The following is a 16,735-nucleotide window of genomic DNA, read 5'->3' as shown; positions in this document are numbered from 1 at the left end:
TCTATACCAGGGGCGGGAAAGGGCGGCCCCCGGAACCGTGAGGGGGTTCCGGGGGCCGTTCCGCGGCGGGCAGTTGACCCCACAGGTCAGGGCGGATGTCGAAAGGCCCGGCCGCGGGGATCGCGGGGCGCGCTTCAGGAGTACGCCCGGGTGGGCGACGCCTCGAAGGCGCCGCCCCAGGGGCGTCAGCCCAGGCGCTGGACCAGCGCGCGGTACTCGTCCCACAGTTCCTTCGGCGTGTGGTCACCGAAGGTGTTGAGGTGCTCGGGGACCAGCGCCGCCTCCTCGCGCCAGACCTCCTTGTCGACCGTGAGCAGGAACTCCAGGTCGGACTCGGAGAGGTCCAGGCCCTCGGTGTCCAGGGCGCCCTTGGCGGGCAGGATGCCGATCGGCGTCTCGACGCCCTCGGCCTTGCCGTCCAGGCGCTCGACGATCCACTTCAGAACACGGCTGTTCTCGCCGAAGCCCGGCCACACGAACTTGCCCGCGTCGTTCTTGCGGAACCAGTTCACGTAGTAGATCTTCGGGAGCTTCGCCTGGTTTCCTCCCCGCGCGGCGTCGCTGCCGACCTTGACCCAGTGGTTCATGTAGTCGCCCATGTTGTACCCGCAGAACGGCAGCATGGCGAACGGGTCGCGGCGCAGCTCGCCGACCTTGCCCTCGGCGGCGGCGGTCTTCTCGGAGGCCACGTTGGCACCGAGGAAGACACCGTGCTGCCAGTCGAAGGACTCGGTGACCAGCGGTACGGCCGAGGCGCGGCGGCCACCGAAGAGGATGGCCGAGATCGGCACACCCTTCGGGTCCTCCCACTCGGGCGCGATGATCGGGCACTGGCCGGCCGGCACGGTGAAGCGGGCGTTGGGGTGGGCGGCGGGCGTGCCGGACTCGGGGGTCCAGTCGTTGCCCTTCCAGTCCGTGAGGTGCGCGGGGATCTCCTCGGTCATGCCCTCCCACCACACGTCGCCGTCGTCGGTGAGCGCGACGTTCGTGAAGACGGAGTTGCCCCACATGGTCTTCATGGCGTTGGCGTTGGTGTGCTCGCCGGTGCCGGGCGCGACTCCGAAGAATCCGGCCTCGGGGTTGATCGCGTAGAGACGGCCGTCCTCGCCGAACCGCATCCAGGCGATGTCGTCGCCGATGGTCTCGACGGTCCAGCCGGAGATCGTGGGCTCCAGCATGGCGAGGTTGGTCTTGCCGCAGGCGCTCGGGAACGCGGCGGCGACGTACTTCGCCTCACCCTGCGGCGGCGTGAGCTTGAGGATCAGCATGTGCTCGGCGAGCCAGCCCTCGTCACGGGCCATGACCGAGGCGATGCGGAGCGCGTAGCACTTCTTGCCGAGCAGGGCGTTGCCGCCGTAGCCGGAGCCGTACGACCAGATCTCGCGGTCCTCGGGGAAGTGCGAGATGTACTTGGTGGAGTTGCACGGCCACGGAACGTCCTCCTGGCCCTCCTCCAGGGGCGCACCCAGCGTGTGGACCGCCTTGACGAAGAAGCCGTCGGTGCCGAGCTCGTCGAGGACGGCCTGACCCATGCGCGTCATGGTGCGCATCGAGACGGCGACGTACGCGGAGTCGGTGATCTCGACGCCGATCGCGGAGAGCGGAGAGCCGACGGGGCCCATGCAGAACGGAACGACGTACATCGTGCGACCACGCATGGAGCCGCGGAAGACACCCTTCTCACCGGTGAAGATCTCCCGCATCTCGGCGGGGGCCTTCCAGTGGTTCGTCGGGCCCGCGTCCTCCTCCTTCTCGGAGCAGATGAAGGTGCGGTCCTCGACGCGGGCGACATCGCTCGGGTCGGAGGCGGCGTAGTACGAGTTCGGGCGCTTGATCTCGTCGAGCTTGGTGAACGTGCCCTTGGCCACGAGCTCCCCGCACAGGCGCTCGTATTCGGCTTCGGAACCGTCGCACCAGACCACACGGTCCGGCTCGGTGAGGGCTGCGATCTCGTTCACCCAGGAGACGAGCTCCTGGTGACGAGTGGGAACAGTGAGGGGAGCCGCGATGTCGCGCGCCACGATCGCTCCTTGTTGAGGGTGTCTTTGGGCTGTTGCCCCGTGGGGGCTGCGACCCGGATGCTTCGTAGCCGCTCATCCGGTGCCGACCATACTCATTTGATCATCCGACCGATTCGCCCATATGTCCAGAGGGGCGCCCACGTGAGCATCGCCACTCGCGTCCGCAACCTACGGTGGCGTAGGTAGCATGCGGTCATGACTGCTGCCGCCGCCGCGCCCGAACCAGCCGAGGTCGAACCAGCCGAGCCGGGCCCGGCCGAGGTGGAGCCGGACCCGGTGAAACCACGCATGCGCGGTTGGTTGCATGCCGGAATGTTCCCCGCGGTACTGATCGCGGGGATTGTTCTGATTGCGCTCACCGATAGTATCCGCGGCCGGATCGCCTGCGGCATCTACATCGTGACCGCATGCCTGCTCTTCGGCGTGAGTGCGGTCTACCACCGCGGCACGTGGGGTCCGCGCGGCGAGGCGGTGCTGCGCCGGCTGGACCACGCCAACATCTTCCTGATCATCGCGGGCACGTACACGCCGCTGACCCTGCTGCTGCTCCCGGAGTCGACCGGGCGTCCGCTGCTGTGGGCGGTCTGGGCGGCAGCGGCGGCCGGCATCGCCTTCCGGGTGCTCTGGGTCGGCGCCCCCCGCTGGCTGTACACCCCCTGCTACCTGGCGATGGGATGGGCGGCGGTCTTCTTCCTGCCCGATTTCATGCGCACCGGCGGGATCGCGGTCCTGGTCCTGGTCGTCGTCGGCGGCTTGCTCTACAGCGCGGGCGGCGTCATCTACGGGATCAAGCGACCCAACCCGTCACCGCGGTGGTTCGGCTTCCACGAGGTCTTCCACTCGCTGACCCTGGCCGCCTTCATCGTGCATTACGTCGGCATCTCGCTCGTGGCGTACAACCACGCCTGAGCGCCCCCTCCCCTTCCCCACCCTCCAGGGCCGCGGCTTCCGAGCCGCGGCCCTTTCGCATGCCGAGGCATCGTCACCCGCTCGCCGCATTGACACTCAAAACCTTTTGAGAGTTACTGTCACTTGACTTCGACTCTCAAAGGAGTGGGCCATGAATCGACGCTGGTGGGCCCTCGGCGCGCTGGTCGCGAGCCTGCTCGTGCTCGGATTCGACATGACGATCCTCAACGTGGCGCTGCCGACGATGGCCGAACAGCTCGGCGCCACTCTCGGCGAACAGCAGTGGATGGCCGATGCCTACATCGTTGTCTTCGCCGCGCTGATGCTCCCGGCGGGACTGCTCGGCGACCGGTTCGGCCGCCGCCGGATGCTCATCACCGGCCTCGGCGTCTTCCTGATCGGCTCACTCGTCGGGGCGCTGGCCGGCACCGTGCCCGCCGTCGTGACCGCCCGCTGCGTCATGGGCATCGGCGGCGCGCTCGTGATGCCCCTCGCCCTCGCCGTGGTGCCCTCGCTCTTCGGTGAACCCAGGGACCGGGTCAGGGCGGTCGGCATCGTCTCGGCCGCCTCGGCGCTCGGGCTGCCGCTCGGCCCGATCATCGGCGGCTGGCTGCTGGACCACTTCTGGTGGGGCTCGATCTTCCTGATCAATATCCCGATGGTGGCGATCGGGATCACCGCCTGCGTGTTCCTGCTCCCGGAGACCCGCGACCCGGCCGCTCCGAAGGTCGACGCGCTCTCCACCAGCCTGACCGCGACCGGTCTCGGCGCCCTGATCTACGCGATCATCGAGGCACCCGGGCGCGGCTGGGGCGACCCGCTGATCCTGGCGATGCTGGCCGGCGGTGTCGCGCTGATGGCCCTGCTGGTCGTACGGGAACGCACGATGACCCGCCCGATGCTCGACATGGTCCTGCTGCGGCATCGCCCGTTCCTGCTGAGCACGCTGACCGCGACACTGATCATGTTCGTGATGTCGGGACTGATGTTCCTCCTGCCCGGCTACCTGCAGGCGGTCCTCGGCCACGACGCGCTCGGCACCGGTGTGCGGATGCTGCCGATGATGGGCGGCCTGACCGTCGCCGCGAAGACCGGCGGCGCTGTCACCGCACGGTTCGGCGCGCGGGCCACGATCGCCGCGGGCCTGGTCGTGCTGGCCTTCGCCTCGTTCCTCGGCAGCCGTACGACGATCGACAACGGCTACGGCTTCACCGCACTGTGGCTGTCCCTGGCCGGCATCGGCTTCGGATTCTCGGTCGTCCCCGCCATGGACGTGGCGCTCGGCGCGCTGCCCGCCGACCGTGCGGGCAGCGGATCCGGACTCATGATGACCGTACGGCAGACGGGCAGCGCCCTCGGTGTCGCCCTGCTGGGCTCGCTGCTCGCCGGTGCGTACACCGGTAGGCTCGACACGACGGACGTACCGGCCGCCGCCGCGGACCGTGCCGGGGACTCCGTCGTCGCCGCACATGTCGTCGCCGACCAACTCGGCGTGCAGCGGCTCGCGGACTCCGCGAACCTGGCGTACGTGCACGGCATGAGCGTGGTCCTGCTGGTCATCGGCGTCGCGTCCCTGGTGACCGCGCTGCTGGTGGGGGCACTTCTGACGGACGCCGGCCCGTCGCGGACCGGGGACACCGACGTGGTCGCGGAGCCCGTCGATGCATGAGAATGACGACCATGGCCGCCACCTCCCGTACCTCCTCCTTCACGTCCGTCGAGGCGCAGCCCCGGCTGGGGCTGCGCGAGCGCAAGAAGCTCAAGACCCGGATCGCGATCCGCCGCGCCACCTACCGGCTGATCGCCGAGCAGGGGTACGACGCGACGACGATCGAGCAGATCGCGGATGCGGCGGAGGTGTCGCCGAGCACGGTGTTCCGTTACTTCGCCGCCAAGGAGGACATCGTCCTTACCGACGAGTACGACCTCCTCATGGAAGCGGAGTTGCGGAACCGTCCCGCGGACGAGCCGCCGCTGGAGTCGCTGCGGTTCGTCGTGACGGAGGCGCTGACGGCATTCCTCACCACCGAGGAGGAGGAACTGTGCCAGCGCACCCGGCTGATGGTGGAGGTCCCCGCGATCCGGGCGCGGATGTCGGAGACCATGTCGGACACGGCGAAGCTCCTGGCCCAGGTGCTCGCCGACCGGAGCGGCCGCGGCGCCGACGACCTGGAGGTCCGGGTGTTCATCGCCGCGGTGCTGGGGGCGCTGCGCGAGGTGATGTTGTACTGGGGCGAGCACGACCAGAAGGGCGACCTGATCGCGATGATCAACCGGGCCATGGACACGCTCGAGGGCGGCCTGACGCTCTGACGCCCCGGGGCACCAGGGGTGCGCGCACGCTCTTGAGACCATGGGTGCGGGCCACAGACGGGGCGCCGACCGGGCGCGCCCCGGGCGTCCCCGGTCACCCCCCGAGCTTCCGCGCCAGCTCCTCCGCGTCCGTGGTCGGCGCGTCGCACACAAAGTGCCGGCAGACGTACGCCGTCGGCGCCCCGCCGACCATCGGCCGGTCCACCAGCAGCGGAAACTCCGCGCCACCGGTCTCGCCCGCCGCGACCACCGCGCCCGGTGCCCGTCCCAGCAGTGCCGTACGGTGCAGTGCGCCGCCGACCGGGCCGGCGACCGCCACCTCGCGCGGGCCGTCGAGCAGCGCCTCGGCAACCGCGAGACCCCACCCGATGAACCGCGGAACCCGTGGCCCGAGCGCCTTCACCACCCCCAGCGCGCCTTCCGCGGCAGCCCGATGGGCCTCGGATCCGGTGTGCGCGGCGTACGAGAGCAGCGCTCCGGCAGCCGCCGTCCAGCCCGCCGGAGTCGCGCTGTCGGTGGGGTCCTGCGGGCGGCGGATCAGCTGTTCGGCGTCGTCCGCCGTGTCGTACAGCTGCCCGCCCTCGCCGGTGAAGTGCTGCAGCACGATGTCGAGCAGGAAGCCGGCGAATTCCAGCCAGACACCCTCGCCGGTGACGGCGGCCAGCGCGAGGAAACCCTCCGCGACATCGCCGTAGTCCTCCAGGACCCCGGCGTTGTCACCGGCCCGGCCGTCCCTGGACGTCCGGGACAGCCGGGCGTTGTCGCCCATGTGGACCCGGACCAGCAGGTCCGCCGCCTCGGTGGCGCGTTCGATCAGGTCGGGCCGGTCGAAATACGCCCCGGTCTCGGCGAGCGCGGCGATCGCCAGACCGTTCCAGGCCGCCACCACCTTGTCGTCCCGTCCGGGACGCGCCCGCTCCTCGCGCGCCGCGAGCAGCCGGGCCCGCACATCGGCGGCCCGGTCCGGGTCCACCGCGTCGTCGGTGCGTGGCAGTTGCAGCACGGACGCACCCTCCTCGAAGGTGCCTTCCTCGGTCACCCCGAAGTACTCCGCGGCGAACGTTGCGTCCTGCTCTCCCAGTGCCTCGCGCAGCTGCGCGGGCGTCCACACGTAGAACGCGCCCTCGACGTGACGGCCGCCGCCGACCTCACTGTCGGCGTCGAGCGCCGAGGCGAATCCGCCCTCCGCCGTCCGCAGTTCGCCCACGATGAAGTCGGCGGTCTCCAGCGCGACCCGGCGAGCCAGCTCGGAGCCCGTCGCCCGCCACAGATGGGCGTACACCCGGCAGAGCAGCGCATTGTCATAGAGCATCTTCTCGAAGTGCGGTACCACCCATGTCCGGTCCACCGAGTAGCGGGCGAAGCCGCCGGCGAGCTGGTCGTACATCCCGCCCCTGGCCATCGCCTCACAGGTGTCGGCCGCCATCTGGAGGGCACCCTCGGCGCCGGTGCGGGCATGGTGGCGCAGCAGGAACTCGATCGCCATGGACGGCGGGAACTTCGGAGCGCCGCCGAAGCCTGCGTACTTCTCGTCGTAATCCCTGGTCAGCCCGAGCAGCGCCTGCGAGAGCTCCTGCTCACCGGGCAGTCCCTCCCCGCCGTGCGCCAGCGAGCGGCCTGCCAGGTCGTGCACGATGCGCCCGGCGACCTCGGCGACCTCGTCGGGGCGTTCGGTCCAGGCGGCCACGACGCCTTCGAGGATCTGCCGGAAGGACGGCATGCCGTGACGGGGCGCGGGCGGGAAGTACGTACCGAAGTAGAACGGTTCGGCGTCGGCGGTCAGGAAGACGGTCATCGGCCAGCCGCCCTGGCCGGTCGCCGCCTGCACCGCCTCCATGTAGACCGCGTCGACGTCGGGCCGCTCCTCGCGGTCGACCTTCACCGGGACGAAGTGCGCGTTCATGTATGCCGCGGTCGCTTCGTCCTCGAAGCTTTCGACCGCGAAAACATGGCACCAGTGGCAACTTGAGTAGCCGACGCTCAACACCACGGGAACGCCCCGCTCCCGGGCCTCCTCAAAGGCCTCGGGCGACCAAGGCCACCAGTCGACCGGATTGTCGGCGTGCTGAAGGAGGTACGGAGACGTCTCATGGGCCAGGCGGTTCGGCATACCTCCATCCTGCCTGAACGGACCCGCTTCATCCCATGACCTGGCGCTCAAGCCACAGGATCGGATCCGCCACTCGGTCCGTCCACTCCACTTGCCCCTCATGCTCTCTCGCGCTCAGCCGCCCCACGCAGGACACTTGTCCCGAACCGACGCTCTCGGAGGGGGACGGACATGCGGGACAGCCACCGGGCTGAGGCCGAACAGCTGTTGGTGCGCGCCGTGGAGGAAGAGGTACGCCGTTCGGGGGGCAGGGCCGACGCCGGTGCGCTGACGACGCGCGGGCGGGCGGCGCTCGACTCGCTGGCCGCAGGCGCGGCCGAGGAGTACGCCGCGTACACGCAGGCGCTCGACGCGATGGAGGCCGGGCAGAAACCTCTGTCGCAGAGCTTCAGCAAGGCAGCGATGGGAACTCCGCTGCTCGTCACGGGGGTTGCCGCAGCCGCGGCGTTCGGCGCCGATCTCGCGTTCGGTACGGCGGCGGGGCCGGCGCTCGGCGCGGGCGCCGTCGTCGCTGTCGCGGGCGCCGCGGCCACCGTCGTCAAGGTGACCGCCTCGCACTGGCCCGCCGCGCACCGGCGCGCGGGCGCGGCGGGCCAGCCCGGCGGGCCCGAACAGCTGCGGCTGCAGTGGCTCGCGGCGCTGGAGGTACGGGGCATCCGCCCGTTCCTGGACCAGCAGCGGATGCTGAGCGCGTCGTCCCGTACGCCGAAGAAGAAGGCCGCCGCCGTCGTGCCTCAGCTGCGCGGCAGTAACCGCAGTGCGGAGGCGCGCAGGAGGTCGCTGCTCGACCAGTCCTTCGGGCATCTGCCCGCCCCCGACGGCCCATTCGCCGGCCGCCGGGCCGAGCTGGCGCAGATCGCCCAGTGGGTGCACGCGGCCCGCGCGTCGACGGAGACCAAGCCGACCGTCGTCGTCCTGCACGGCACGCCCGGGTCCGGGCGCACGACACTCGCGGTGCGGGCGGCTCACGAGCTCAAGGACCAGTTCCGGGGCGCATGCGTGGTGGATCTGCGTTCCGATGTCACCGGCGAGAACCCGCTGCCGACCCGCGACGCGCTGCTGCACCTGCTGAACCGGCTCGGCGCGCCGCGCGAACAACTGCTGTTCCGCGACGGGGTCTCCCCTGACCGAGCGGGGTCGGGATCTCGGGGAAGGTCCTCGGCCGAGCAGCAGGTGCGACGGCTCAGCGAGCTCTACCACCAGCATCTGACCGGTACGCCCGTGACGATCGTCCTCGACGACGCCGGCGATCCGGAGCAGGTCCGCACGCTCGTACCGGAGCGCTCCGACAGCCTGGTTCTCGTCACCGCCCGTGCCCCTCTCGACCTGCCCGCCGACATTCCGGCGTGGGTGCACCAGCTGCCCGTGGGCCCGCTGGACGCGGCGGGTGCGGAGGAGCTGCTGCGCGTGTCGGCGCAGGAGGAGGAGCAGGGGCCGTACGACTCCCAGTCGACGGACGCGATCGCCGAGCTGTGCGGTGGGCTGCCCCTGGCGCTGCGGATCGCGGGTTCCTCGCTCGGGCCGCGTACCCGCACGGCGCTGGCCACCGAACTCGCCGCGTACGGTCCCGTCGCCCCCGTCGAACGGGCTCTGTGGCTGCGCTACACCGACCAGTCCGAGCAGGCGCGGCGGCTGCTGCGCCGGCTCGCGCTGGCCGGGCGCGCCAGCCTGGGCGCGGCGGCGGCCGCGGCGCTGCTGTCCGCCGAGGAACAGGAGGCGCAGTCACTGCTGACGGCGCTGTCCCGGGCCGGGCTGCTCGACCATGTGCGGGGTACGCGCTACCGGCTGCACGATCTCGTACGCGGTTTCGCCCTGGCCCGGCTGCGCGACGAGGAGGAGGCGGCGGACCGTACCGCCGCGCAGGAGCGGCTGATCCACAACTATGCGGAGCTCGCCGGTGCGGTGATCCGAATGGTGGACGGGAAGATGTCCACCCGGGCGGGACAATTCGGTTCGCACGGGTTCGGTTCGCTCGACGCGGCGCTGCACTGGCTGGACGACGAGTCGAGCTTCATCACCTCCGCGCTGCGGCATGCGGAGGGCGTCGACCAGGGAGCCCTGCTGGACCTGCTGGGCGCACTGTGCGACTACTGCCTGCTGCGCGGCGACCTCTACCGCCTGGGTGAGATCAGCGAGCTGACACAGGCCGTCGACAGGGAGCTGCTGGAACGGTCGGTCCAGTGGCGTACGGGCATCGCGGCCCGGCAGCTCGGCGAGCTGGACAAGGCCCGCACCACACTGTCCTCGGTCGTCGGTCTCTACCGCGAGGCGCAGAACGACGCGGGCACCGCGCTGGCGCTCTGCTCGCTCGGCATCACCCTGCACCACCAGGGGAACCTCACCGACGCGTCGGCGCGGCTGCGCGAGGCGATCGCACTGCAGTCCTCCGACGGACAGGCCGAGGACCGGGCGTGGTCGCTGCACGCCCTGGCCGCCGTCGAGCGCGACCGGGCGAACCTGGCGGAGGCCCTGACCCTCCTCGAAACAGCACTGACCCTGCACCGGGAGGGCGAGTCGCTGCACGGCGAGGCGTGGACGCAGTTCCAGCTGGGCCAGGTGCGGCTACGGATGGGCGATGTGCCCGGAGCCGAGGAGACGCTGCGTACGGCCCTGGACCTGTACGGCCGCACCCGTGACGAGCGCGGCGAGGCGTGGGCGCTGACCCAGCTGGCCCGCGCCCGGCTGCTCGACGGCGCCCCGGACGCGGCGGTCGACGAGTTGCGCCGGGCGCTCTCCCGCCACCGTGACAACGAGGACGCGCGCGGTGAGGCCTGGACGCTGTACTACCTGGGCCAGGCGCTGGAGGAGGCGGGCGACACCGACCAGGCGGTGCGGGAGCTGGAGCGGTCGCGCACGATGTTCTCGCGGATGCGGGACGTCTACGGGCTGGCGTGTGCCCGGCACCACTCGGGCCGGGTCACCCGCGACCAGCGGGCCGCCCAGACCGGCAATCTGCGCAACTCCGGTTTCGCCCGTCAGCTCCTGGTCGACGCCCGGGCCGACTTCCGGCGCATCGGGGTCGCCCACGGCGAGGCGTGGACGTGTCTGGAACTGGCCCTGGTCGACGCGGGGAACAACCGGGCGGCCCAGGCGCTCGCGCTGTGCGACGAGGCGGTGGGGCTGTTCGGCTCGTACGGCGACTCGCGGGGTGCCGACTGGGCCCGCTTCCTGCGCTGCACTCTGCTGCCGTACGCGTCCGCGGGCGGCACGGAGGTGGGCACCGTGGTGGCCCAGCAGGAACTCGCCGACCTGCTCCGGGCCGGGCACCCGAACCGCGACAGCAAGCTGGAGGACTGTGCGGAGGCGTTCACCGTGGTCCTGAACCGCGGGATCGACCTGGAGGACGGCTGGCAGGCCTGGCGCCTGGGCATGACGCCGACCCGGCACGCCCGGGAAATCATGGGCGTGGCAGTGGAAGCACGGTCATAGCCGCCGTCCCGGCACCGTCGCCGGACGGGCCTCTTAAGACCGACCGGTACATGGGGGGTGGCGTCGCGGGGTTGGGTGCGTACATCTGCGGCGTTGTCGTCGGTCAACAACTCCCCCATGGCCCGAAAGGCGTGGGAGGGGGCCCCTTCGCGTTGCCTCCCTCCTCCGCCTTGCAGCTGCACGCACCCAGCCCCGCTCCTTCTGCCACCCCCATGTGCCGGGCGGCCTAAGCCCGTCCGGCGATTGAGGACAAGGGCGCCAACGGGGTGCGCCGGAACCCGCTACTTCGCGGACCCGGCCCCCGCGCCGGATACGTCGGCCCCGGCCGACCCCGCATCCGGATCCGGCGCCTCCTCGAAGTTCACCTTGCCCATGTGCCGGTTCATGGACTTCATCAGCAGCCACACGCCCACCGCGAGCGCCGCGAAGACGAGGAAGCCGAGGACGCCGGGTGTCACCTTGTTCTTGTCGAATTCCTGGGCGAGAGGAACGACGTGGGTCAGTGCCTGGGTCGCGTACATATCAGGCATTGTCGCGGATACCCGCGAAGAGGTCGCTCTCGGGGAGGGAGGTATCGACGAGAGACTTCGCCAGCTCGTACTCCTCGGTCGGCCAGACCTCCCGCTGGATGTCCATCGGCACCCGGAACCAGCCGCCGTCCGGATCGATCTGCGTGGCGTGCGCGATCAGCGCCTTGTCCCGGGTCTCGAAGAACTCCGCGCACGGAACGTGCGTGGTCAGCGTCCGCTCGACGCGCTCGAACTCCTTCCAGCGCTCCAGCCACTCGCCGTACGGCGACTCCAGGCCGCGGGCGAGCAGTGCCTCGTGCAGCGCCACCGTGCGCGGACGGTTGAAGCCCTGGTTGTAGTAGAGCTTCTGCGGCTGCCAGGCGGGGCCGAACTCGGACTCGGGGAACGTCTCGGTGTCCGTGGCGCCCTCGAACGCGATCATCGTGATCGTGTGGGTCATGATGTGGTCGGGGTGCGGGTAGCCGCCGTTCTCGTCGTACGTGGTGATGACCTGCGGCCGGAACGCGCGGATGGAGCGGACGAGACGCCCTGCCGCCTTCTCCTCGTCCTCCAGCGCGAAGCAGCCTTCGGGCAGCGGGGGCAGCGGGTCGCCCTCGGGCAGCCCCGAGTCGACGAAGCCGAGCCACTCCTGCTTGACGCCCAGGATCTCCCGGGCCTCGTCCATCTCCTTCTTCCGTACCTCGTGGATGTGCTCCTCGATGTACGGGTCGCCCTGGAGTTTCGGGTTGAGGATGGAGCCGCGTTCGCCTCCCGTGCAGGTCACCACCAGCACGTCCACCCCCTCGGACACGTACTTGGCCATGGTGGCCGCCCCTTTGCTCGACTCGTCGTCGGGGTGGGCGTGGACGGCCATCAGTCGAAGCTGTTCAGTCAAGACTCGATCCTCAGTGATTCGGCCGCCATCGGGCGCCGTCCCGGAGGGACGTCGGTGTGGGGCGGCGGTCGGGTGGCGGGTGGGAGGCTTCTATAGTGACCGAACCGGGGGGCGGAAAATTCCTCGATCCCCGGCACGGGAGGAACGATCATGACTGCGGTGCGTGAAGCATTTCCGGAGGGCCGCTACGGGCGCTCCGCGGACGAGCGCGCGGACCGCAAGCTCAAGATCATCGGCTCGGTGCTGGGCGTGGCCCTGCTCGGCGTGGTCGGCTGGATCGGTTACGACTACGTGACCGGCCAGGGCATCAGCGCCGAGGTGATCAAGTTCAGGATCGCTTCGGACGACCGGGTCGACGTCCACCTCGAGGTGCGCAAGGACCGGGACGCGAAGGGGTACTGCACCCTCCGCTCCCAGCAGGTGGACGGCAGCGACGTGGCCAGGAAGGACGTCCGTTTCGACGACCGTTCCGACCGGATCGACCGGATCGTCTCGCTGCGTACGACCGCGCGGGCGACCAGCGTCGAGCTGCTGGGCTGCACGGTTGACGGCGGGTCGTCGAACTGACCGGCGCGGACCGGCTCTGACCTGCGACGATCGTGGCTGACCTGCGTTGACGCGGTCGTAGCGGTTTACCTTCTCCCCCTTTTCCTGGGGAATTGTTAGGCTCGTGGTTTCGCCCACCCTTGGAGGCACATGCTTCTGGGTAGGGCGATGCTTTGTATTCCCAGTACCGACGCTTGAATATCCAGTACCGACTAGGAGCACCTGTGACCCAGACCAGCGAAAACGTCACCTGGCTCACGCAGGAGGCGTACAACCAGCTCAAGGCCGAGCTGGAGTACCTGTCTGGTCCCGCGCGCACGGAGATCGCCGTCAAGATCGCGGCGGCCCGTGAGGAGGGTGACCTCCGGGAGAACGGCGGGTACCACGCGGCCAAGGAGGAGCAGGGCAAGATGGAGTTGCGGGTGCGCCAGCTCACCCAGCTCCTGGAGCATGCGAAGGTCGGCGAGGCCCCCGCCGACGACGGCGTGGTCGAGCCCGGCATGGTCGTCACCATCGCGTTCGACGGTGACCCCGACGACACCATGACGTTCCTGCTCGCCTCGCGCGAGTACGCGAGCGCGGACATCGAGACGTACTCTCCGCAGTCTCCGCTCGGTACCGGCGTGAACGGCAAGAAGATGGGCGAGGACGCCGAGTACGAGCTGCCGAACGGCAAGCGGGCCTCGGTGAAGATCCTCGCGGCGAAGCCCTACTCGGGCTGAGCCGGCCACCGGACCCCGCAGAACCAGGAAGCCCCGGCCGCCGACGGCCGGGGCTTCCTGGCGTTCCTCAGGCGGTCGCCGAACGGTACTTGCGGACCGCGAGGGTCCGGAAGACCACGATGATCAGCACGGACCAGATCAGCGAGGCCCAGACGGGATGCTGCATCGGCCAGGCATCGGACGGGGAGACGCCCGGGTTCCCGAAGAGTTCGCGGCAGGCCTGGACGGTCGCGCTGAACGGGTTCCATTCGGCGACCGGCTGGAGCCAGCTCGCCATGTTCTCGGTGGGCACGAAGGCGTTCGAGATGAACGTGACCGGGAACAGCCAGATGAGACCGCCCGACGTGGCTGCCTCGGGGGTGCGGACCGACAGACCGATCAGCGCCCCGATCCAGGAAAAGGCGTACCCCAGCAGGAGCAGCAGCGCGAAGCCGCCGAGCACCTTGCCGACGTTCTCGTCGGTGCGCCAGCCGACCAGCAGGGCGACGGCCGCGAGGACGACCAGGGTGAGCGTCGTCTGGACGAGGTCGGCGAGCGTACGGCCGGTGAGGACCGCGCCGCGCGCCATCGGCAGCGAGCGGAACCGGTCGATGAGGCCCTTATGCATGTCGTCCGCGATGCCCGCACCGGCGCCCGCGGTGGCGAAGGTCACGGTCTGCGCGAAGATGCCCGCCATCAGGAAGTTGCGGTAGTCACTGGGGCTGGTGGAACCGCCGATCATCATGGAGCCGCCGAAGACGTAGCTGAACAGCACCACGAACATGATCGGCTGGATCAGCCCGAAGATCACCATCTCCGGGATCCGGGTCATCCGGATCAGATTCCGCTTGGCGACGACGAGGGAGTCGCGGACCGACCCGCTGATGCCGCCGCCCGCCCTGGGGGCTGCCGCGAGGTGCGGCGTGTCCGTCGTGGCAGTCACTTCCTGACCTCCTGTCCGGCCTTCCTGCCGGTCGGCGCGGCGGGACCCGGGACCGTCCCGTTCTCGTCGGTCTCCGGTGCCTCGGCGACATGGCCGGTGAGCGAGAGGAAGACGTCGTCGAGGGTCGGGCGGCGCAGTCCGATGTCGTCGATCTCGACCCCGCGGGTGTCGAGATCGCGGATGATCTCGGCGAGCAGCTTGGCGCCGCCGAAGACCGGGACCGTCAGTTTGCGGGTGTGCTGGGCGACGGTGACCTCGCCCTTGCCGAGGTGGGCGAGGACGGCGCGGGCCGGATCGATCTGGTCGGGGTGGTGGACGACGACCTCGACGCGCTCGCCGCCTGTCCTGGCCTTCAGTTCGTCGGAGGTGCCGCGGGCGATGACGAGGCCGTGATCGATGACGCAGATGTCGTGCGCCAGGCGGTCGGCCTCCTCCAGATACTGCGTGGTCAGCAGCAGCGTCGTGCCGCCTGCGACGAGCTCCTCGATGACCTCCCACAGCTGCTGCCGGTTGCGCGGGTCGAGTCCGGTCGTCGGCTCGTCCATGAACATCACCGGCGGGGAGACGACGAGCGCCGCCGCCAGGTCGAGGCGGCGGCGCATGCCGCCGGAGTACGTCTTCGCGGGGCGGTCGGCCGCATCGGCGAGGTTGAACCGCTCCAGCAGCTGCACGGCGCGGGCCTTCGCGTCGCGCCCACTCATCTGGTAGAGCTGACCGACCATCTGCAGGTTCTCGCGGCCCGTCAGATACTCGTCGACCGCGGCGAACTGGCCGGAGAGGCCGATCGAGCGGCGTACCTCGTTGGGTTTCTTCAGCACGTCGATGCCTGCCACGACGGCCCGGCCGCTGTCGGGTCTGAGGAGTGTCGTGAGGACACGCACGGCAGTCGTCTTACCTGCGCCGTTGGGACCGAGGAGGCCCAGGACCGTCCCCTCCGGCACGTCGAGATCAACACCGCCGAGTGCTCGTACATCGCCGAAGGTCTTCACCAGACCTTCGGCGTAGATGGCGCCTGGCATACGGGATTCCCCCAGAGCGATTTTCGGCTTCCTCGACAGATCCTAGGTTTGTGCGCCTTTCCCCGCCCGGTGAACGCCAAACCCGACGGCGTGTCAGTCCGTCACCACCAGGTAGCCCGCACCGCGCAGTTCCGCGGTGACCTCCTCGCAGTGCTCGGGACCCTTGGTCTCCAGATGCAGGTCGACCTCCGCCTCGGTGAGTCCGAGCCGCGGATCGGTCCGCACATGGCCGATGTCGAGGATGTTGGCGTCGGCGACGGTCAGCACGGAGAGCAGCGTGGCCAGTGCCCCCGGACGGTCCGTGAGCCGGACCCGCAGGCTGAGATAGCGGCCCGCGGTCGCCATGCCGTGGGTAAGGATGCGCTGCATCAGCAGCGGGTCGACATTGCCGCCCGACAACAGGGCGACGACCGGTCCGCGGAACGACTCCGGGTTGCTCAGCAGCGCCGCCACCGGGCTCGCCCCCGCCGGTTCGACGACCAGCTTCGCCCGCTCCAGGCAGAGCAGCAGCGCACTGGAGAGTTCGGCCTCGGAGACCGTACGGACCTCGTCGACCAGTTCCTGGACGAGCCCGAACGGTACGTCGCCGGGGCGCCCCACCTTGATGCCGTCCGCCATCGTCTGGAGCGATCCGATCGCCACCGGGTAGCCGGCGGCGAGCGACGGCGGGTAGCAGGCGGCGCCCGCCGCCTGGACTCCGACGATTCGCACGTCGGGCCGGATCGCCTTCACGGCCACGGCGATGCCTGCGGCGAGTCCCCCGCCGCCGATCCCGACGACGATGGTGCGGACCTCCGGGCACTGTTCGAGGATCTCCAGGCCCACGGTGCCCTGTCCGGCGATGATGTCCGGGTGGTCGAAGGGGTGGATGAAGACCGCGCCGGTCTCCTGGGCGTACTCCTCGGCGGCGGCGAGGGTCTCGTCGACGACGTGGCCGTGCAGCCGGACCTCGGCGCCGTACTCGCGGGTCGCGGCGACCTTCGGCAGCGGCGCCCCGACGGGCATGAAGACCGTTGAGCGTACGCCGAGCAGTGCAGACGCGAGTGCGACACCCTGCGCATGGTTTCCGGCGCTTGCGGCGACGACTCCGGCCGCGCGCTCGACCGGGGAGAGGCCGGCGATCCGCACGTACGCGCCGCGCAGCTTGAACGAACCGGTCCGCTGGAGGTTCTCGCATTTGAAGTGGACCGGCGCCCCGACCAGCGCGGACAGGTGACGACTGCCCTCCATCGGGGTCATCCGGGCCACGCCGGAGAGCATCTTCCGTGCGCCGCGGACGTCGTCGAGGATCACTGGGGGAAACGGGTGTGGCGTACGGAAGTTCATAACCGCAAGTCTTG

Annotated in this window: 13 protein-coding genes; 6 read left to right on the top strand and 7 right to left on the bottom strand. The window is 70.1% G+C overall.

Annotation, left to right across the window (positions count from 1 at the left end):
- Nucleotides 1-185: 185 nt before the first annotated feature.
- A complete protein-coding gene (locus AB0N06_RS17030) occupies nt 186-2,021 on the bottom strand; it encodes a phosphoenolpyruvate carboxykinase (GTP) (protein WP_366135466.1) in 1,836 nt (611 codons plus the stop codon).
- A gap of 195 nt (nt 2,022-2,216) precedes the next feature.
- Here AB0N06_RS17030 and AB0N06_RS17025 point away from each other — a divergent pair, with 195 nt between their 5' ends.
- The 3 genes from AB0N06_RS17025 (at nt 2,217) to AB0N06_RS17015 (ending at nt 5,243) form a co-directional block, all read left to right on the top strand.
- Nucleotides 2,217-2,930: a hemolysin III family protein gene (locus tag AB0N06_RS17025; RefSeq protein ID WP_366135465.1), complete on the top strand. Its 714-nt coding sequence runs from the start codon at nt 2,217-2,219 to the stop codon at nt 2,928-2,930.
- A 151-nt stretch (nt 2,931-3,081) separates the two neighbouring features.
- Nucleotides 3,082-4,599, top strand: coding sequence for a DHA2 family efflux MFS transporter permease subunit (locus AB0N06_RS17020; protein WP_366135464.1), 1,518 nt, complete (start codon nt 3,082-3,084; stop codon nt 4,597-4,599).
- A gap of 11 nt (nt 4,600-4,610) precedes the next feature.
- The gene (locus AB0N06_RS17015) at nt 4,611-5,243 is read left to right on the top strand and encodes a TetR family transcriptional regulator (RefSeq protein ID WP_366135501.1); all 633 of its coding nucleotides are present in this window, start codon (nt 4,611-4,613) and stop codon (nt 5,241-5,243) included.
- Between the two features lie 94 nt (nt 5,244-5,337).
- On the opposite strand, the gene AB0N06_RS17010 is transcribed toward AB0N06_RS17015, so the two are convergent.
- Complete coding sequence (locus AB0N06_RS17010; protein ID WP_366135463.1) at nt 5,338-7,353, bottom strand: thioredoxin domain-containing protein; 2,016 nt, start codon at nt 7,351-7,353, stop codon at nt 5,338-5,340.
- A 171-nt stretch (nt 7,354-7,524) separates the two neighbouring features.
- Here AB0N06_RS17010 and AB0N06_RS17005 point away from each other — a divergent pair, with 171 nt between their 5' ends.
- A complete protein-coding gene (locus AB0N06_RS17005; RefSeq protein ID WP_366135462.1) occupies nt 7,525-10,782 on the top strand; it encodes a tetratricopeptide repeat protein in 3,258 nt (1,085 codons plus the stop codon).
- Between the two features lie 281 nt (nt 10,783-11,063).
- On the opposite strand, the gene AB0N06_RS17000 is transcribed toward AB0N06_RS17005, so the two are convergent.
- Together AB0N06_RS17000 and mca are read right to left on the bottom strand one after the other, a co-directional pair.
- Nucleotides 11,064-11,303: a hypothetical protein gene (locus AB0N06_RS17000; RefSeq protein ID WP_366135461.1), complete on the bottom strand. Its 240-nt coding sequence runs from the start codon at nt 11,301-11,303 to the stop codon at nt 11,064-11,066.
- A gap of 1 nt (nt 11,304) precedes the next feature.
- On the bottom strand, nt 11,305-12,186 hold the full coding sequence (gene mca / locus AB0N06_RS16995; RefSeq protein ID WP_366135460.1) for a mycothiol conjugate amidase Mca: 882 nt from the start codon (nt 12,184-12,186) through the stop codon (nt 11,305-11,307).
- 150 nt (nt 12,187-12,336) lie between these two features.
- Here mca and AB0N06_RS16990 point away from each other — a divergent pair, with 150 nt between their 5' ends.
- Nucleotides 12,337-12,753, top strand: coding sequence for a DUF4307 domain-containing protein (locus AB0N06_RS16990; protein ID WP_366135459.1), 417 nt, complete (start codon nt 12,337-12,339; stop codon nt 12,751-12,753).
- 203 nt (nt 12,754-12,956) lie between these two features.
- The gene (greA, locus tag AB0N06_RS16985; RefSeq protein ID WP_037688517.1) at nt 12,957-13,454 is read left to right on the top strand and encodes a transcription elongation factor GreA; all 498 of its coding nucleotides are present in this window, start codon (nt 12,957-12,959) and stop codon (nt 13,452-13,454) included.
- Nucleotides 13,455-13,521: 67 nt separating this feature from the next.
- Here the strand turns inward: greA and AB0N06_RS16980 are convergent, their stop codons facing one another.
- The 3 genes from AB0N06_RS16980 to ilvA form a co-directional block, all read right to left on the bottom strand.
- The gene (locus AB0N06_RS16980; RefSeq protein WP_366135458.1) at nt 13,522-14,376 is read right to left on the bottom strand and encodes an ABC transporter permease; all 855 of its coding nucleotides are present in this window, start codon (nt 14,374-14,376) and stop codon (nt 13,522-13,524) included.
- The gene (locus AB0N06_RS16975) at nt 14,373-15,395 is read right to left on the bottom strand and encodes an ATP-binding cassette domain-containing protein (protein WP_366135457.1); all 1,023 of its coding nucleotides are present in this window, start codon (nt 15,393-15,395) and stop codon (nt 14,373-14,375) included. The genes AB0N06_RS16980 and AB0N06_RS16975 overlap by 4 nt, the downstream gene beginning before the upstream one ends.
- 93 nt (nt 15,396-15,488) lie before the next feature.
- Entirely contained in the window at nt 15,489-16,721 is a 1,233-nt protein-coding gene (gene ilvA / locus AB0N06_RS16970; RefSeq protein ID WP_358857848.1) for a threonine ammonia-lyase, read from the bottom strand.
- Between the last annotated feature and the right edge of the window lie 14 nt (nt 16,722-16,735).

Source organism: Streptomyces sp. NPDC051020, assembly GCF_040683105.1.
Taxonomy (GTDB): domain Bacteria; phylum Actinomycetota; class Actinomycetes; order Streptomycetales; family Streptomycetaceae; genus Streptomyces.
The sequence above is the reverse complement of the archived record's forward strand: the minus strand, read 5'-3'. Positions and strand labels throughout refer to the sequence as shown.